The organism is Enterobacter sp. N5-15, assembly GCF_057221635.1.
Genome location: NZ_CM170150.1, coordinates 1,882,464 through 1,900,708, shown reverse-complemented (window position 1 = coordinate 1,900,708; position 18,245 = coordinate 1,882,464). Strand labels below are relative to the sequence as shown.

The 18,245-nt window shown below is 54.7% G+C and carries 18 protein-coding genes; 12 read left to right on the top strand and 6 right to left on the bottom strand.

Features of this window, described 5'->3' with window-relative positions; genetic code table 11:
• Positions 1-4: 4 nt before the first annotated feature.
• Positions 5-556, bottom strand: coding sequence for an NAD(P)H nitroreductase (locus tag AC2TE5_RS09010; protein WP_484613065.1), 552 nt, complete (start codon positions 554-556; stop codon positions 5-7).
• 167 nt (positions 557-723) lie between these two features.
• Between AC2TE5_RS09010 and sppA the strand changes: the two genes are divergently transcribed.
• The 4 genes from sppA to chiD all read left to right on the top strand — a co-directional run bounded on the left by sppA (position 724) and on the right by chiD (position 5,787).
• Positions 724-2,580 (top strand): signal peptide peptidase SppA, encoded by a 1,857-nt coding sequence (gene sppA, locus AC2TE5_RS09005; protein WP_213328553.1) that lies wholly within the window; start codon positions 724-726, stop codon positions 2,578-2,580.
• A gap of 63 nt (positions 2,581-2,643) precedes the next feature.
• Complete coding sequence (gene ansA / locus AC2TE5_RS09000) at positions 2,644-3,660, top strand: asparaginase (RefSeq protein ID WP_008500705.1); 1,017 nt, start codon at positions 2,644-2,646, stop codon at positions 3,658-3,660.
• A gap of 9 nt (positions 3,661-3,669) precedes the next feature.
• Complete coding sequence (gene pncA / locus AC2TE5_RS08995) at positions 3,670-4,311, top strand: bifunctional nicotinamidase/pyrazinamidase (RefSeq protein WP_193939933.1); 642 nt, start codon at positions 3,670-3,672, stop codon at positions 4,309-4,311.
• Between the two features lie 219 nt (positions 4,312-4,530).
• Positions 4,531-5,787, top strand: coding sequence for a chitinase ChiD (gene chiD / locus AC2TE5_RS08990; RefSeq protein ID WP_213328555.1), 1,257 nt, complete (start codon positions 4,531-4,533; stop codon positions 5,785-5,787).
• Positions 5,788-5,836: 49 nt separating this feature from the next.
• On the opposite strand, the gene AC2TE5_RS08985 is transcribed toward chiD, so the two are convergent.
• Complete coding sequence (locus AC2TE5_RS08985; RefSeq protein ID WP_196239757.1) at positions 5,837-6,100, bottom strand: YeaC family protein; 264 nt, start codon at positions 6,098-6,100, stop codon at positions 5,837-5,839.
• 56 nt (positions 6,101-6,156) lie between these two features.
• Positions 6,157-6,570 (bottom strand): peptide-methionine (R)-S-oxide reductase MsrB, encoded by a 414-nt coding sequence (gene msrB / locus AC2TE5_RS08980; RefSeq protein ID WP_024908573.1) that lies wholly within the window; start codon positions 6,568-6,570, stop codon positions 6,157-6,159.
• 341 nt (positions 6,571-6,911) lie between these two features.
• On the opposite strand from msrB, the gene gapA reads away from it, so the two are divergent.
• The 3 genes from gapA to AC2TE5_RS08965 all read left to right on the top strand — a co-directional run bounded on the left by gapA (position 6,912) and on the right by AC2TE5_RS08965 (position 10,210).
• The gene (gene gapA / locus AC2TE5_RS08975; RefSeq protein WP_213328556.1) at positions 6,912-7,907 is read left to right on the top strand and encodes a glyceraldehyde-3-phosphate dehydrogenase; all 996 of its coding nucleotides are present in this window, start codon (positions 6,912-6,914) and stop codon (positions 7,905-7,907) included.
• Positions 7,908-8,136: 229 nt separating this feature from the next.
• Positions 8,137-8,778, top strand: coding sequence for a hypothetical protein (locus AC2TE5_RS08970; protein WP_236545796.1), 642 nt, complete (start codon positions 8,137-8,139; stop codon positions 8,776-8,778).
• A gap of 547 nt (positions 8,779-9,325) precedes the next feature.
• Complete coding sequence (locus AC2TE5_RS08965; protein WP_193939937.1) at positions 9,326-10,210, top strand: D-hexose-6-phosphate mutarotase; 885 nt, start codon at positions 9,326-9,328, stop codon at positions 10,208-10,210.
• A 96-nt stretch (positions 10,211-10,306) separates the two neighbouring features.
• Here AC2TE5_RS08965 and AC2TE5_RS08960 read toward each other — a convergent pair whose 3' ends face one another.
• Positions 10,307-11,053: a MipA/OmpV family protein gene (locus AC2TE5_RS08960; protein ID WP_024908575.1), complete on the bottom strand. Its 747-nt coding sequence runs from the start codon at positions 11,051-11,053 to the stop codon at positions 10,307-10,309.
• Positions 11,054-11,483: 430 nt separating this feature from the next.
• Between AC2TE5_RS08960 and yeaG the strand changes: the two genes are divergently transcribed.
• The 3 genes from yeaG to AC2TE5_RS08945 all read left to right on the top strand — a co-directional run bounded on the left by yeaG (position 11,484) and on the right by AC2TE5_RS08945 (position 15,375).
• The gene (gene yeaG / locus AC2TE5_RS08955; protein ID WP_008500713.1) at positions 11,484-13,418 is read left to right on the top strand and encodes a protein kinase YeaG; all 1,935 of its coding nucleotides are present in this window, start codon (positions 11,484-11,486) and stop codon (positions 13,416-13,418) included.
• Between the two features lie 74 nt (positions 13,419-13,492).
• Positions 13,493-14,776, top strand: coding sequence for a YeaH/YhbH family protein (locus AC2TE5_RS08950; protein ID WP_024908577.1), 1,284 nt, complete (start codon positions 13,493-13,495; stop codon positions 14,774-14,776).
• A gap of 98 nt (positions 14,777-14,874) precedes the next feature.
• Positions 14,875-15,375, top strand: a complete 501-nt coding sequence (locus tag AC2TE5_RS08945) for a YbaK/prolyl-tRNA synthetase associated domain-containing protein (RefSeq protein ID WP_029739834.1) — start codon at positions 14,875-14,877, stop codon at positions 15,373-15,375.
• 21 nt (positions 15,376-15,396) lie between these two features.
• Here the strand turns inward: AC2TE5_RS08945 and yoaI are convergent, their stop codons facing one another.
• Positions 15,397-15,501, bottom strand: coding sequence for a small membrane protein YoaI (yoaI, locus tag AC2TE5_RS08940; protein ID WP_010430055.1), 105 nt, complete (start codon positions 15,499-15,501; stop codon positions 15,397-15,399).
• 145 nt (positions 15,502-15,646) lie between these two features.
• Between yoaI and AC2TE5_RS08935 the strand changes: the two genes are divergently transcribed.
• Positions 15,647-16,093: a DUF441 domain-containing protein gene (locus AC2TE5_RS08935; RefSeq protein ID WP_121423405.1), complete on the top strand. Its 447-nt coding sequence runs from the start codon at positions 15,647-15,649 to the stop codon at positions 16,091-16,093.
• On the opposite strand, the gene AC2TE5_RS08930 is transcribed toward AC2TE5_RS08935, so the two are convergent.
• The gene (locus AC2TE5_RS08930; RefSeq protein WP_335244213.1) at positions 16,077-16,868 is read right to left on the bottom strand and encodes an AraC family transcriptional regulator; all 792 of its coding nucleotides are present in this window, start codon (positions 16,866-16,868) and stop codon (positions 16,077-16,079) included. The genes AC2TE5_RS08935 and AC2TE5_RS08930 overlap by 17 nt on opposite strands.
• Before the next feature lie 99 nt (positions 16,869-16,967).
• On the opposite strand from AC2TE5_RS08930, the gene AC2TE5_RS08925 reads away from it, so the two are divergent.
• Entirely contained in the window at positions 16,968-18,155 is a 1,188-nt protein-coding gene (locus AC2TE5_RS08925; protein ID WP_484613064.1) for a CynX/NimT family MFS transporter, read from the top strand.
• Positions 18,156-18,245 lie beyond the last annotated feature (90 nt).

Here is an 18,245-nt window from a genome sequence, read left to right as displayed (position 1 = left end):
GTTATCAGAAACGGCTGACGAAAGGCGTGGTGTCCGGCACGCTGATGGTGCTGGAGGCTTTAAGCTGCGGGGTGCCGAGATAAAGGAAGCCGACAATTTTGTCATGCTCGCCGCAGCCAAAACCGTCACGGACCGCCGGGCTTTCGGTCAGCGCACCGGTGCGCCAGATCCCGTTAAAACCCTGTGCGACGGCGGCCATTTGCATCGCCATCACCGCACAGCCTGCGGACATTTCCTGCTCCCAGACCGGCACCTTATGGTCAGCCTGGCATTTGGCCACGACGGCGATAATCATCGGGGCGCGGAACGGGGCATTGCGCGCCTTGTCGATACCTTTCTCATCCTGCCCGGCGGCAACCGCGCCCTGCTCCAGCAGCTGGCTGAAACGATCGCGGCCTTCGCCTTCAAGCACAAAGAAGTGCCACGGCTGCAGCGTGCCGTGATCGGGGGCACGCATGCCGGCACGCAGAATGTTCTCCAGCTGCTCGCCTGCCGGGGCAGGTTCGGCCAGACGGGAAGCGCTACGGCGGTTAACAAGCAGTTCGAGTGCGTCCATTGGTTAACTCCTTTCTTGAAATTTACTCACAAAATTAACACGACGGCAGATTTTGTTACAGCCTGGCAGGCGATTCCTGCTGACAAGTGGCGGTTGGGTCATTACGATAACCCAACATTACCGTCCAGTGGCGACGGAAACAGTCATTTTCTGGTTAGGGAGAATACATGCGAACCCTTTGGCGAATCTTTGCCGGTTTCTTTAAATGGACGTGGAGACTGCTCAACTTCGTCCGCAACCTGGTGATGAACATCTTCTTCATCTTCCTGGTTCTGGTTTGCGCGGGCATCTGGATGCATATCAGCAATGCGAATCAGGCGCAGCATTCAACGCGCGGCGCGCTGTTACTCGATATCACCGGCGTTATCGTTGATAAGCCGTCCACCAGCAGTCGCCTGAGCGTGATTGGTCGCCAGCTGTTTGGCGCAACCTCAGATCGTCTGCAGGAAAATTCCCTGTTTGATATCGTCGATACCATCCGTCAGGCCAAAGACGACCGTAACATCACCGGGATCGTACTGGATCTGAAAGATTTTGCTGGCGGCGATCAGCCTTCTATGCAGTACATTGGTAAAGCGCTGCGCGAATTCCGCGACAGCGGCAAGCCGGTGATTGCCGTGGGCGACAGCTACAGCCAGGGGCAATATTACCTGGCGAGCTTCGCCAATAAAATCTGGCTCTCCCCGCAGGGCACCGTGGATCTGCACGGCTTTGCCACCAACGGCCTGTACTACAAATCTCTGCTCGACAAGCTGAAGGTCACCACCCACGTCTTCCGCGTCGGCACGTATAAATCAGCCGTCGAGCCGTTTATCCGCGACGATATGTCTCCTGCCGCCCGTGAAGCGGACAGCCGCTGGATTGGCGAGCTGTGGCAGAACTATCTGGGCACCGTTGCCGCCAACCGCCAGATTACGCCCGAGCAGGCGTTCCCGGGCGCAAAGGGCGTGCTGGAAGGCCTGCGTAAGGTTGACGGTGATACCGCGAAATATGCGCTTGATAACAAACTGGTTGATGCCCTGGGCACCAGCGCCGAGATTGAAAAATCCCTGAGCAAGCAGTTTGGCTGGAGCAAAGAGGATAAAAATTACAGCGCCATCAGCATGTATGATTACTCGACGAAAAAGCCGGATGACAGCGGTAATAGCGTCGCGGTGGTGTTTGCCAACGGCGCCATCATGGACGGTCAGGAGACCCCGGGTAACGTGGGCGGAGATACTACCGCGTCACAAATCCGCGATGCTCGCCTGGATCCGAAAGTGAAAGCGATCGTCCTGCGGGTGAACAGCCCTGGCGGCAGCGTCAGCGCCTCCGAGGTGATCCGCGCTGAACTGGCCGCGGCGCGTGCCGCCGGCAAGCCGGTCGTCGTATCCATGGGCGGAATGGCCGCCTCCGGGGGTTATTGGATCTCAACGCCAGCCAACTACATTGTGGCTAACCCAAGCACGCTGACCGGTTCGATTGGCATCTTCGGGGTGATCAACACCGTGGAAAACAGCCTGGATTCCCTGGGCGTGCATACCGATGGGGTTGCTACCTCTCCGCTGGCGGATGTGTCTGTGACCAAATCCCTGCCGCCGGAAGTCTCTGAGATGATGCAGCTCAGCATTGAGAACGGCTATAAACGCTTTATCACCCTGGTAGCGGACTCGCGTAAAAAGACCCCTGAGCAGATCGACCAGATCGCACAGGGCCACGTCTGGACCGGCCAGGATGCGAAGAGCAACGGTCTGGTCGACAGCCTCGGCGACTTCGATGACGCGGTGAAGAAAGCCGCCGAGCTGGCGAAGCTTAAGCAGTGGCATATCGAGTATTACCAGGACGAGCCGTCGTTCTTCGATATGGTCATGGACAGCATGTCCGGCTCGGTACGCGCCATGCTGCCGGAGGCGATGCAGGCTTACCTGCCTGCGCCGGTCGCCACGGCAGCGAAAGCGATGAAGGCGGAAAGCGACAAGCTCGCGGCCTTTAACGATCCACAGAGTCGTTACGCGTTTTGCCTGACCTGCGCTAACGTCCGTTAAAAACCGTCCCCTCTTCCCGCGAAGAGGGGATTTTTTTCTTTTGAAGAACAAGAACTCACTACCATGCAGAAGAAATCGATTTATGTAGCCTACACCGGCGGTACCATCGGTATGCAGCGCTCTGAAAACGGCTATATCCCTGTCTCCGGCCACCTTCAGCGTCAGCTTGCGCTGATGCCAGAATTCCACCGTCCGGAAATGCCTGACTTCACCATCCACGAGTACGAGCCGCTGATGGACTCCTCCGACATGACGCCGGAAGACTGGCAGCACATCGCGGATGACATTAAAGCCCATTACGACCAGTACGACGGCTTCGTGATCCTGCACGGCACCGACACCATGGCGTTTACCGCCTCGGCGCTCTCCTTCATGCTGGAGAACCTGAGCAAGCCGGTTATCGTCACCGGGTCGCAAATCCCGCTGGCGGAGCTGCGCTCGGACGGGCAGATCAACCTGCTGAACTCCCTCTACGTGGCGGCGAATTACCCGATTAACGAAGTGTCGCTGTTCTTTAACAACCGTCTGTATCGCGGCAACCGCACCACCAAAGCACACGCCGACGGTTTTGACGCCTTCGCCTCCCCTAACCTGCAGCCGCTGCTGGAGGCCGGGATTCATATCCGTCGTCTGGGCACGCCGCCTGCGCCGAACACCGCCGGCGAGCTGATTGTGCATCCGATTACTCCACAGCCGATTGGCGTGGTCACTATCTATCCGGGCATCTCTGCCGACGTGGTGCGTAACTTCCTGCGCCAGCCGGTGAAAGCGCTGATTCTGCGCTCCTATGGCGTCGGCAACGCGCCGCAGAACGGCGAATTCCTGAAAGAGCTTCAGGAAGCCAGCGAGCGCGGAATTGTGGTCGTGAACCTGACCCAGTGCATGTCCGGAAAGGTCAACATGGGCGGCTATGCCACCGGTAACGCGCTGGCGCATGCGGGGGTTATCAGCGGCTTCGATATGACCGTTGAGGCAACGCTGACTAAACTTCACTATTTACTGAGTCAGGATCTGGACATTCAGTCCATTCGCAGCGCGATGATGCAAAACCTGCGCGGCGAGCTGACCCCGGACGAATAAGGAGTGCTCATGAAGCAACGCGCCCTGCTACTGGTCGATTTGCAAAATGATTTCTGCGCGGGCGGTGCGCTGGCCGTCGCCGAAGGTGACAGCACCGTTGACGTGGCAAACACGCTGATGGACTGGTGCAAAGCCCGCGGCGAAGCGGTTGTTGCAAGCCAGGACTGGCACCCGGCGAACCACGGCAGCTTTGCCAGCCAGCACGACGTCGAGCCCTTCACTCAGGGGGAACTCGACGGGCTGGCGCAAACCTTCTGGCCGGATCACTGCGTACAGCAGACGGAAGGCGCGGAGCTGCATCCGCTCCTGAATCAGAAAGCCATCGACGCGGTGTTCCATAAAGGTGAAAACCCGGCTATCGACAGCTATAGCGCGTTTTTTGATAACGGGCATCGCCAGAAAACGGCGCTGGACGCGTGGTTACGTCATCACGAAATTACGGAGCTGATTGTGCTGGGCCTGGCGACGGACTACTGCGTGAAGTTTACCGTGCTGGATGCGCTCCAGTTAGGTTATACCGTCAGCGTCATCACCGACGGCTGCCGCGGGGTGAACATTCACCCGCAGGACAGCGCTCAGGCGTTTATGGATATGGCTGCGGAAGGCGCGACGCTGTATACGCTCGAAGACTGGCTGGAGACGCAGGCGTAAGCCTTTTTAGCCGGGTGGCGCTGACGCTTACCCGGCCTACCTTTCCCCGTAGGCCGGGTAAGGCGCAGCCGCCACCCGGCAAAACAACCCACTCCGTTATCCCATAAAGTGAACTCCCTCGCATCCTCAGCGAAGCGGCAATGCTATTCTCGTTAGGCTATTTTTTCGCCACGTCTTTTCTGTGGCGTGGTCGTTTTGTTTAGTCAAAGAGGAACTTGTATGAAACGTTTGCCCTTGCTGGCAGCATTACCCTTGCTTTGCGCGTCAGTTGCCTCCGCCAGTACCCTCATGTCCGTGGGCTATTTTAACGGGGGTGGCGATGTCACCGCCGGACCGGGTGGCGATATCAATAAATTAGACGTTCGTCAGATCACCCACCTGAACTACTCGTTTGGTCTGGTCTATAACGACGAAAAAGACGAAACCAACGCTGCGCTAAAAGATCCGGCGAAACTGCATCAGATCTGGCTATCGCCAAAAGTCGCCGCCGATCTGGCCCTCATCCCGACCCTGCGTAAGCAAAACCCGAACCTCAAAGTGCTGCTTTCTGTTGGCGGCTGGGGCGCACGTGGCTTCTCTGGCGCAGCGGCAACCAAAGAGACGCGCGCGGTGTTTATCCGCTCCGCGCAGGAGATTGTCGACAAATACGGCCTGGACGGGATCGATCTCGACTGGGAGTATCCGGTCAACGGCGCCTGGGGTCTGGTCGCAAGCCAGCCCGCCGACCGGGATAACTTCACCGCCCTGCTGAAAGAGATGCGTACGGCGTTCGGGCATAAAAAGCTGGTGACCATTGCGGTAGGCGCGAATGCGGAAAGTCCGAAAAGCTGGGTGGATATCAAAGCCATCGCGCCCCTGCTCGACTACATCAACCTGATGACCTACGACATGGCGTACGGTACGCAATACTTCAATGCCAACCTGTATGACTCCAGCGCCTGGCCGACGGTGGCAGCCGCAGACAAATACAGCGTGGATTTTGTGGTGAATAACTATCTGGCCGCCGGGCTGAAGCCGCAGCAGATGAACCTCGGGATTGGTTTCTATGGCCGCGTGCCGAAACGCGCCGTAGAGCCGGGGATCGACTGGACGAAACCGGATGCGCAAAAAAATCCGGTTACCCAGCCCTACTTTGGGCCTCAGGAGATCGGGTTGTTCAAGTCACTCGGCTATGACCTGACCAAAGATACCTACGTGAAGTACAACGATATCGTGAAGAAGCTGTTGAACGATCCGCAGAAGCGCTTTACCGAGCACTGGGACGACCAGGCGAAAGTGCCGTGGCTCTCGGTGAAGGGTGCCGATGGCAACGCGCTGTTTGCGATTTCGTATGAGAACCCGCGTTCCGTTGCGATCAAAGCGGACTACATCAAAGAGAAAGGTCTCGCCGGAGCCATGTTCTGGGAGTACGGGGCCGATGACAACAATCAGTTAGCGAAACAGCTGGCGGAGTCGCTCGGGATCCCGCATAAGTAGTAAGACAATTAAGCCCTCTCCCCGTGGGAGAGGGCATCAACCCGCACCGTTATTGCATTTTCATCGTCGCAATCGGCTTCGGCGTAATGCCGAAGTCTTCTTTCAGCTCGCGCTTGCTCTTCATCACCATCTGGCCCTGGGTGTCGATAGTCATGTGCTGCGCGTCGGTGTTATTGCGCGCCTGCCACAGCATCACCAGCTGCAGGCTGTTCTCTTTTTGCTCCGGCGTCAGCGCGACGCCATCCGGCCATTTTCCCAGCTCTACGGCGGTCACCAGACGCTGATAAATCTCCGGCGTCATACCGCTAATCATGTCATCAATATTCACAATCGCGCCCTTTTAAAGGAATAATTTGCTGAATCGTTTTTTCAACCCTTCACCTGGTCGCCGTTTTCGTCGTCAGTGAAGCTCATTGAGGCTGAGTTCACGCAAAAACGCTCGCCCGTGGGCTGAGGGCCATCCGGGAAGACGTGCCCAAGGTGCGCATCGCAGTTGCCGCAGCGAATTTCCGTGCGCACCATGCCATGCGACGAGTCGGTCAGGTAGCGGATTGCCTCATCGCTCACCGGCTCGTAGAAACTCGGCCAGCCGCAGCCAGAATCAAATTTCGTTTGTGAGTTAAACAGCGGCGCATCACAGACCAGGCAGTGGTAGACGCCGTCTCGCTTGTTATGCAGCAAACGCCCGGTGAACGGCGGTTCCGTCCCGTGATTCTGCGTCACGTAAAACTGCATTTCTGTGAGGTTTTTTTTCAAATCTTCAGGGTTACGTTGGTTCGACATATGCTTACATCTCGCTGTAGAAACAGACATCTTTTAACCCGGATTCTAACAAAACATTAACACCCTTGCGTGCACTTTTGATCTAAACTTATGTGTCGCGAAAAGGCGGTCAGGCAATTGTGATCATGCTCACATTTTTATCCTGCGGGGACTTTAAAATCCCGGGCGCAGCCCCCATTTGGTTGCAAGCTCAAAGGGAAAGTGAGGCGAGTCAGTCGCACAAACGTTAGTCACAGGATTGATTTGTCGCAATGATTGACACGATTCCGCTTGACGCTGCGTAAGGTTTTTGTAATTTTACAGGCAACCTTTTATTCACTAACAAATAGCTGGTGGAATATATGACTATCAAAGTAGGTATCAACGGTTTTGGCCGTATCGGCCGTATTGTTTTCCGTGCTGCTCAGAAACGTTCTGACATCGAAATCGTTGGTATCAACGATCTCCTGGACGCTGAATACATGGCGTACATGCTGAAGTACGACTCAACTCACGGTCGTTTCGACGGCACCGTTGAAGTGAAAGACGGCCACCTGGTTGTTAATGGCAAAACCATCCGCGTTACTGCTGAAAAAGACCCAGCTAACCTGAAATGGAACGAAATCGGTGTTGACGTTGTTGCTGAAGCAACCGGTATCTTCCTGACCGACGAAACTGCACGTAAACACATTACTGCGGGTGCGAAGAAAGTTGTTCTGACTGGTCCTTCCAAAGACAACACCCCAATGTTCGTTCGTGGTGCAAACTTCGAAACTTACGCTGGCCAGGATATCGTGTCTAACGCATCCTGCACCACCAACTGCCTGGCACCGCTGGCTAAAGTTATCAACGACAACTTCGGTATCGTTGAAGGTCTGATGACTACCGTTCACGCAACCACCGCTACTCAGAAAACCGTTGATGGCCCGTCTCACAAAGACTGGCGCGGCGGCCGTGGCGCGGCTCAGAACATCATCCCATCCTCTACCGGTGCTGCTAAAGCTGTAGGTAAAGTACTGCCAGAACTGAATGGCAAACTGACTGGTATGGCGTTCCGCGTTCCAACTCCTAACGTATCCGTTGTTGACCTGACCGTTCGTCTGGAAAAAGCTGCTTCTTATGAAGAAATTAAGAAAGCAATCAAAGCTGCTTCCGAAGGCGCAATGAAAGGCGTTCTGGGCTACACCGAAGACGACGTTGTATCTACCGATTTCAACGGCGAAATCTGCACTTCAGTATTCGATGCTAAAGCAGGTATCGCACTGAACGACAACTTCGTTAAACTGGTATCCTGGTACGACAACGAAACCGGCTACTCTAACAAAGTACTGGACCTGATCGCTCACATCTCCAAATAAGTTGAGATGAGTGCTTGATCTAAAAAGGCGACTTCGGTCGCCTTTTTTTATTGGTTTAAATTGTTGTTTAATATCATTTTTATCATCTCCATAAACCGCATACTGCCCACTATCATAGTGAATATCACTCACTCCCCTCATAAAAATGGGTATAAAAACCTTTCCCCCATTTCTGCCTTATGATTTTATGTCTCTGGGAGAAAGATTGTCATTTGAGGGAGTATATAAAATGGACAGCGCGAAAATATTAGCAAAAAGAATGCTGAAAAGCCTTAATGCGGACGACTCCGGATTTTTGGTTTCAATTGCTCATGGCATGCTCTCCTTCCCCGTCAGCATGTATTATCTAGGCTATGATTTCCTGGATACAACCCATCGTCATTCTAACTTTGATGATCGGGTTCGAATGGCGAACATGCTCAAACGAGGTATGTCACTCAATCAGGAGGCTCAAAAGATAGTAAATGTCGTTGTCAGAGAGTTCATGTCAAAAGTTAATATGGATGATGTTCAGGGGATTGCGCAAAATTTTACTGGCGTAATGGCTGGTAAATTTATATTTGCAGAGTTAACCGGAATAAAACTAGGTGCGGCGATATCCTCACAGATAATGGTTTCCTTTGCTTCTGGAGTGGTACTCGGAAGTGTTCTCACCATTGGTGCCGAGACCTCCAGGGCCATCTACACAGCCCGCAAACTTGAAAACCAGAACCCCGCTCTTTACTACCGACTTAAAGGGATGGGTGATTTGGATCTTCTTTACTTCCTTGTTGAAGATAAATTGAAACCTTTCATTGACGCTTGCAGTATGGCAGATGTTAACAAGCAAGAATTTAATGAGATGTGCAAATATTTTTTCGGTGGATTATGAACGTACAAGACTCTATCAGATTTATAGCATCCCGAATCTTGCGTGGATTAGGGATGGGGATTGCTTCTGCTGGCCTATTGTTCTGTATTTATTTCTTTTCATTTTCAAAAGATGAATCCCGATTCATCTGGGGCGGAGCGTCTGTTGCTCTCATTATCGTTGGTTACTTTATATACCGAATAGCTATCCTTAAGATATTTGACGAACGATGATGGTCTCACTACCCTCCCCCTGTCATTAAGCCCTCCATCGGTGGGTGTGATGCTAAAGAACCAGACATGTCTGCTCCCAGTGAATTTCACCCACTCCCAGGATCGGCGGAGCAGACATTTTTTCTTCGCCGTCTCGGATCCGCTTCCGTCTACCTTCTGTCGCTGCATCTGTGAGGCGTGGTTTAACAATTGCCCCAATCACTGATGTTAGGCGTGATTTTATGCTGTAGAATGTTGTGACCACATTACTGCAAAAACAGTAGCTTACTGAATTCACCAAATCACGATGGGCCACTTCGGTCGCCTTTTTTATTTTTAAGACAGAGGATTGCTTAATGATTAATAAAATTTTTGCACTTCCGGTAGTCGAACAACTTACCCCTGTGCTCTCCCGCCGTCAGATTGACGGTGCCGACGTTATCGTCGTTGACCATCCGCGCGTCAAAGCGTCCGTGGCGCTGAACGGCGCCCACCTGCTCTCCTGGAAACCGGAAGGCGAAGCCGAAGGTTTGTGGCTGAGCGATGCGACCTCCTTCAAAAAAGGGGCGGCTATTCGCGGTGGCGTGCCGATCTGCTGGCCCTGGTTCGGCCCGTCCGCACAGCCGGGTTTGCCGTCTCACGGTTTTGCCCGTAACCAGCAGTGGACGCTGAAAGCACATAATGAAGATGACAACGGCGCCGTGCTGACCTTTGAGCTGCAGGCTAATGATGAAACCCGCGCCCTCTGGCCGCACGATTTCACCCTGTACGCCCGCTTTAAGCTGGGTAAAACCTGTGAAATCGAACTGGAAGCCCACGGTGAGTTTGAAACCACCGCAGCCCTGCATACCTACTTCAACGTGGGTGATATCAGCGCAGTGAAGGTGAGTGGTCTTGGCGATACCTTTATCGACAAAGTGGATAACGCCAAAGAAGGTAAACTGAGCGACGGCGTACAGACGTTCCCTGACCGTACCGACCGCGTCTACCTGCACCCGGAAGCGTGCAGCGTGATCCACGACGGCGCGCTGAACCGCGCAATTGAAGTGGTTCATCATCATCACAGCGACGTGGTGGGCTGGAACCCGGGTCCGGCGCTGTCCGTCAGCATGGCCGACATGACGGATGAAGGGTATAAAACGTTTGTCTGCGTGGAAACCGCGTGCGTGAGCACGCCGCAAAAAGCGAGCGACGAAAAACCGTCTCGTTTAGGGCAAACAATTAAGATTGTGAAACGCTAAGGCATTTCACCTCCCCCGCTTCACTGCACCACATTAAAGCAAACGGGGCGCGAGCGCCCCGTTTTAATGCATCAATTGCACAATATTAGTGCGCAATCAGAACTTGTAGCTCACGCCGACAGAGAAAATACCTGCCCAGGATTTGTCGACCATCGGGCTATCCTTCACTTCGTCGCTAAGACGCTCATAGCGGCCGGTACCGTACACGCTCCAGTCGCCAAGGAAGTTGTAGCTCGCGGTCAGCTCCAGGTAAGGATCCCAGCCGTCATCTGCACTATAACTTTTCAGGCCACTGCGGCGGGACTCGTTTTTAGAGACGCCATAGTAGTAGTCGTTGTAGTTCTCGCTGTTGTATTGCACACCGATACCCGGCGTCAGAGTCAGCCCACCGTTGGTATAGCGATATAACCACGCCAGATCCCAGATAAAGCCGTTGCTGTTATCCAGCGTATCACCCGCCAGGGCCGTACGCAGGAAGCCATACTGGGTGTTATGCACGTATGAGAGCCCGGCCATCATCGAGCTTTTGCGCTTGTCGAGCTGGCGAAGCGCGTGGCTGTCGCTGTCACCCGGCTTGAAGTGCGTTGGATCGTAGTAGGCCATGATGGAGAGCTTATCGGCCGTATCGTTCCAGAGATAGTAGCCGCCGCCGAGCCCGCGGAACCAGACGTTATCGCCTTCATAGGTGATAACGGGAACAGGATACACATCACGGTCATACTGTTTGTACGGGCTGTTAATGACGCCAACACCCGCGCCAACCGTCCACTGACTTTCCGCCTGTGCGGTGTTCACTGCGGTCGCGGCAAGGATGCCCAATGCCAGAAGTTTGAGTTTGGTCACAATCCATTCTTTCCTGTAGTCAAATAATCAGCGGATGAAGTGTAACCGCCATTCCCGTACATCCCAAAATTTTTTGCCTGCTAATCAGTCTGATTAACCCGTTATTTTTAACTTTTCAGATGACAGCCCGCTTTCATTTATATGACCGCTGAATGAAAAACGTGCATTTGTCTTATAACGACAGTGGAAATTTTTGGATGAGTTATTGATATGTCATTGAAAGTAGATTTTCTGGGCATGCAAGTTTTGCAAATGCCATCTACGCTTTAATTTAAGAAGAGTTTTCCTGAACACCTGCGGTTCTTAGCGTCTGACCTGGCACACAGGTTGCTGCTCTGGCAGTGAGGTGCGAGAGATTCTCTTCCGGGAGCCTCCACTACTCATACGAACGGCTCTTATCCTGTGCTAAAAAACGAAAGGACGGCATGCCATGAATATATTCGATCACTATCGCCAGCGCTATGAAGCTGCCAAGGACGAAGAGTTCACACTGCAGGAGTTTCTTACCATCTGTCGGCAAGATCGCAGTGCCTATGCCAACGCGGCAGAACGGCTATTAATGGCTATTGGTGAGCCAAACATGGTTGACACTGCCCTGGAGCCTCGGCTTTCCCGTCTCTTTTCGAATCGGGTGGTCGCCCGATACCCGGCGTTTGAAGAGTTCTATGGTATGGAAGATGCCATCGAACAGATTGTCTCCTATCTGAAGCATGCCGCTCAGGGTCTGGAAGAGAAGAAACAGATCCTCTATTTACTCGGCCCGGTGGGTGGCGGTAAATCCTCGCTGGCTGAACGCCTGAAGTCGCTGATGCAGCGCGTGCCTATCTATGTACTGAGCGCCAACGGTGAACGCAGCCCGGTGAACGACCATCCGCTGTGCCTGTTCAATCCGCAGGAAGATGCGCAGATTCTGGATAAAGAGTATGGCATCCCGCGTCGCTACCTCGGCACCATTATGTCGCCGTGGGCGGCAAAACGCCTGCACGAGTTTGGTGGCGATATCACCAAGTTCCGCGTGGTGAAAGTCTGGCCATCTATCCTTGAACAGATCGCCATCGCCAAAACAGAACCCGGTGATGAGAACAACCAGGACATCTCGGCGCTGGTGGGTAAAGTCGACATCCGCAAGCTGGAAAACTTCGCGCAAAACGATCCGGATGCCTACGGTTACTCAGGCGCGCTGTGCCGCGCGAACCAGGGGATTATGGAATTCGTCGAGATGTTTAAAGCACCGATTAAAGTGCTGCATCCTCTGCTGACGGCGACCCAGGAAGGTAACTACAACGGGACGGAAGGTATCTCCGCCCTGCCGTTTAACGGGATTATTCTCGCCCACTCGAACGAATCTGAATGGGTGACCTTCCGTAATAACAAAAACAATGAGGCCTTCCTTGACCGCGTGTACATCGTCAAGGTGCCTTATTGCCTGCGGATCTCCGAAGAGATCAAAATTTACGAGAAACTGCTTAACCACAGTGAGCTGGTGCATGCCCCCTGCGCGCCCGGCACGCTGGAAACGCTGTCACGCTTCTCCATCCTTTCGCGTCTGAAAGAGCCGGAAAACTCCAGCATCTATTCGAAAATGCGCGTCTATGACGGTGAAAGCCTGAAAGATACCGACCCTAAAGCGAAGTCGTATCAGGAATACCGCGACTATGCCGGAGTTGATGAGGGGATGAACGGTCTGTCCACGCGTTTCGCGTTCAAGATCCTCTCCCGCGTCTTTAACTTTGACCACGCGGAAGTGGCGGCTAACCCGGTTCATCTGTTCTACGTGCTGGAACAGCAAATCGAGCGCGAGCAGTTCCCGCAGGAGCAGGCTGAACGCTACCTTGAGTTCCTCAAAGGTTACCTGATCCCGAAATACGCCGAGTTCATTGGCAAAGAGATCCAGACGGCCTACCTGGAATCCTATTCAGAATACGGGCAGAACATTTTCGACCGTTATGTCACCTATGCTGACTTCTGGATCCAGGATCAGGAGTACCGCGACCCGGATACCGGCCAGCTGTTTGACCGTGAATCCCTGAACGCGGAGCTGGAAAAAATCGAGAAGCCTGCCGGGATCAGCAACCCGAAAGACTTCCGTAACGAGATTGTGAACTTCGTCCTGCGTGCCAGAGCGCATAACAACGGGCGCAATCCGAACTGGACCAGCTACGAGAAGCTGCGCACGGTCATTGAGAAGAAAATGTTCTCTAATACCGAAGAGCTGCTGCCGGTGATCTCGTTTAACGCCAAAACCTCAACCGATGAGCAGAAAAAGCACGACGATTTTGTCGACCGTATGATGGAAAAAGGCTACACCCGCAAGCAGGTCCGCCTGCTCTGCGAATGGTATCTGCGCGTGCGTAAATCGTCTTAAAACAAGTGCCCGGTAGCGGTTAGCGCTTGCCGGGCCTACAAAATGCAAGTTGGCAAATGCAGTACGGGGGGTATATGACCTGGTTTATTGACCGGCGTCTTAACGGCAAAAACAAGAGCACGGTGAACCGCCAGCGCTTCTTGCGTCGTTATAAAGCGCAAATTAAACAGTCTATCTCCGAGGCCATCAACAAACGCTCGGTGACCGACGTCGACAGCGGCGAATCTGTCTCCATCCCCACCGATGACATCAGCGAACCGATGTTTCATCAGGGGCGAGGCGGCCTGCGCCATCGCGTACACCCAGGTAATGACCACTTCGTTCAGAACGACAGAATTGAGCGTCCTCAGGGCGGCGGCGGTGGTTCAGGAAGCGGTCAGGGACAGGCCAGCCAGGACGGTGAAGGTCAGGACGAATTTGTCTTCCAGATTTCGAAAGATGAATATCTCGACCTGCTGTTTGAAGACCTGGCGCTGCCAAATCTGAAAAAGAATCAGCATCGTCAGCTTAATGAATATAAAACCCATCGCGCGGGCTATACCGCCAACGGCGTGCCCGCCAATATCAGCGTCGTGCGTTCGTTGCAGAATTCACTGGCGCGACGCACGGCGATGACGGCGGGCAAACGTCGCGAACTGCGCGAGCTGGAGAGCAGCCTGAAGGTCGTGGAAAACACGGAACCGGCGCAACTGCTGGAAGAGGAGCGCCTGCGTAAAGAGATTGCGGAACTAAGAGCGAAGATCGAACGGGTACCGTTTATCGACACCTTTGACCTGCGCTACAAGAACTACGAAAAACGTCCTGAACCCTCCAGCCAGGCGGTGATGTTCTGTCTGATGGACGTTTCAGGCTCGATGGACCAGGCCACCAAGGATATGGCGAAGCGTTTTTATATTCTGCTCTACCTGTTCCTGAGCAGAACCTATAAGAACGTGGAGGTGGTCTATATCCGCCACCACACTCAGGCGAAAGAGGTGGATGAACATGAGTTCTTCTACTCGCAGGAGACCGGCGGGACCATCGTATCAAGCGCCCTGAAGCTGATGGATGAAGTGGTGAAAGAGCGTTACGACCCGTCGCAGTGGAATATTTATGCCGCGCAGGCGTCGGACGGTGATAACTGGGCCGACGACTCACCGCTGTGTCACGAGATTCTGGCGAAGAAAATTCTGCCGGTAGTGCGTTACTACAGCTATATCGAAATCACCCGTCGCGCGCACCAGACCCTGTGGCGGGAGTATGAACATCTGCAATCGATGTTCGATAATTTTGCCATGCAGCATATCCGTGACCAGGATGATATTTATCCGGTGTTCAGGGAGCTGTTCCACAAGCAATCTTCTACCAGCAACGCATAATCCAACAGCCAGCGAGCCCGCTGGCTGTTTTCTTTCGACCCCGCTCATCCCGTGCTAATGTAGAACGCTGCATACTGGATTATCACCGGGAAATCGTTATGACTGACGACGTTATTGGGGCAGGAACCCACCAGCAACTGATTACCTTACTCACCGAGCAGGGCGCGCGGTTTCGCGTCATGGAGCACGAGGCGGTCGGGAAATGTGAAGCGGTAAGTGAAATTCGCGGGACCGATCTGCGGCAAGGCGCAAAAGCCCTGGTCTGCAAGGTGAAGGGAAACGGTGTAAAAAAACACGTTCTGGCGATCCTCGCCGCCGATCTGCAGGCTGACCTGAGCCAGCTTGCCAGCCATTTTGGCGGGCTGAAGGCCTCCCTCGCCAGCCCGGCCGAGGTCGATACCCTGACCGCCTGCGTTTTCGGCGCTATCCCGCCCTTTAGCTTCCATCCTGATTTGGCACTGGTTGCCGACCCGCTGCTGTTCGAGCGTTTTGACGAAATCGCGTTTAACGCCGGCCTGCTGGAGAAATCCGTGATTATGGATACCCAGGATTACCTGCGCATCGCCCGTCCTGAGCTTGTAAACTTCCATAAAGCGTAACCGCTATGGCTGGCGACCCTGTCAGCCTTTTCTTTCCAGGAACAGCACGGAGGCGACGAGAATAACGGCAATAGCGAAAAACGATGAGGAGATAATCAGCGTTTCAACAAACATGTGATCGTTCATGATGGCGACCCCTTTTGTGATATCTGCCTCCGTTTTAATCCGCGTAAATGACAAGGTTATGACAACAATAAAATCTTTTTAAAGCTGTCCTGCGTCGCGTTTGCGCGTACTGTAAGCAGGTTAATTATTTTGGCAAGGATTCCCTATGTTTGACCCTACTCTGCTCATTCTCCTGGCACTCGCCGCGCTCGGCTTTGTCAGCCATAACACCACCGTCGCCATCTCGATTCTGGTGCTGATCATTGTTCGCGTGACCCCGTTAAATAGCTTTTTCCCGTGGATAGAAAAACAAGGCCTCACCATCGGGATCATCATTTTAACCATCGGGGTAATGGCGCCCATCGCCAGCGGTACGCTTCCCGCCTCAACCCTGCTGCACTCGTTTGTAAACTGGAAATCGCTGGTGGCGATCGCGGTGGGGATTTTTGTTTCGTGGCTGGGCGGACGCGGCGTTACGCTGATGAGCAGCCAGCCCTCGATAGTGGCGGGTCTGCTGGTGGGCACCGTTCTGGGCGTGGCGATCTTCCGCGGCGTTCCGGTGGGGCCGCTGATTGCGGCAGGCCTTGTCTCTCTGTTTATCGGGAAGTCGTAGTCAGGCTGGCCATATAGCGCGCCGGCGTCTGGCCCAGTCCCTTTCTGAACATGGTGATAAACGCGGTGGTAGAGTCATATCCCAGTGACTGTGCCACCTGCTGTACCGATTTCCCACTAATCAAATGCTGTAACGCCACGATCAGCTGCAGCTGGTGACGCCAGCGGCGAAAGCTTAAGCCGGTCTCTTTCACCACCAGCCGCGCCAGGCTGCGTTCGCTCATGGCAAAATGGCTCGCCCACTGCGCCAGCGTTTGCCAGGCGGCAGGCTCTTCCGCCATTTTCTCGCTCATCAGCCGAATTTTAGGATGGGGCGACACGGGCAGCTGCAGATGCTCCTGACGCTGGAGCGGCAGCTCGTCAAACAGGACGTCCACCAGGCGCGATGTGGCCGCAAGAGGAAGTTGTTCACGCGATTTTTCCGCCAGGGATAAAATCAGCTCCCGCACCAGAGGAGAGATTTTCAGGGTGCAGCAGCGGTCGGGCAAGCTTGCCGCCCCCGGCTCAATGAACAGAAAGCAGAGCTGCGCGCCCGGCGTGGCCCTGTTGCTGTGCGGCATTTGGCCGGGGATCCAGACGGCGTACTGGGGCGGAACCATCAGCATGGCATTTTCCACTTCGCAGGTGATTGCGCCGCCGAGGGCGAGAATCAGCTGCCCCTTACGGTGATGATGTCGGGGAATATATTGCTCCTCCGCCACCACGCGGATGCGAAATGCGACGGCAGCATCGTGCTGGCTATCGGGATCATAGCCGTCCAGTCCCAGACCAATCATCAGTTTGTCCGATTTTAGCGATAAACTGTCATTTTAGCCTGATTTCAACCGCGGAGAAAATCGGTATTGTGTGCCCTCGCTTGAACGTATGAGAACATAATGACTACTGCTATTCGCACCTCAGGAAAACACGGCGCGCTGTTGATTGCAGGCATCCTGATGATTGCCACTACGCTTCGCGTCACCTTTACCGGCGCAGCCCCGCTGCTCGACACTATTCGTCTTGATTATGGCTTAAGCACGGCGCAAACCGGTCTGCTGACCACCCTGCCCCTGCTGGCTTTCGCCCTCGTCTCGCCGCTCGCCGCAGGCGTTGCCCGACGCATCGGCATGGAGCGCAGCCTGTTTATCGCCCTGCTGCTGATTTGCGCCGGAATTGCACTTCGCTCGCTGCCTTCCGCCGCGCTGCTTTTCACCGGAACCGCGGTTATCGGCTGCGGGATTGCGCTCGGGAACGTGCTGTTACCCGGATTAATCAAACGTGACTTCCCGGGCCAGGTGGCACGACTCACCGGGGCCTATTCCCTGACAATGGGCGTCTCGGCGGCGTTTGGCTCAGCGATGATTGTTCCCCTGGCGCAGGGTAGCGCGGGCTGGCATGGCGCACTGCTGATGCTGATGGCGTTTCCGCTGGTCGCGCTGCTGCTCTGGCTGCCCCAGTGGCGTCAGAAACACGTTGCAACGGTAACGGGCGCTGGCGCACTGCATAATCGCGCCATCTGGCGCTCGGCCCTCGCCTGGCAGGTGACGCTTTTTTTAGGGATTAACTCGCTGATTTACTACGTCATCATCGGCTGGCTGCCGGCGATATTGCTTAGCCACGGCTACAGCGAAGCGCAGGCCGGCTCGGTGCACGGGCTGCTGCAGCTGGCCACGGCCGTGCCGGGGCTTGCCGTGCCGCTGGTCCTCCACCGTCTGAAAGATCAGCGGGCCATTGCAGGCGCAGTGGCGCTGCTGTGCGCGGTAAGCGCGGCGGGGCTATGGTTTATGCCTGGCATGGCGGTGATGTGGACGCTGGTGTTTGGCTTTGGCACAGGGGCAACGATGATCCTCGGTCTGACGTTCATCGGTCTGCGCGCCAGCTCCGCGCACCAGGCCGCGGCGCTCTCCGGCATGGCGCAGTCGATTGGCTATCTGCTCGCCGCCTGCGGCCCTCCGCTGATGGGGAAAATTCACGATAGCGCGGGAGACTGGCGGATACCGCTCCTGGGCTGCGCCCTGGCCGCCGTGATAATGGCTGTTTGCGGCGTGCTTGCCGGGCGAGACCGGGAGATCGCACCGCGTTAAATCCAGAGGCAGACCACCGGGTCTGCCTTTTCTTACCCGCGCGCAGAATTGTAGGCCGGGTAAGCGCAGCGCCACCCGGCAAGAGAAGCG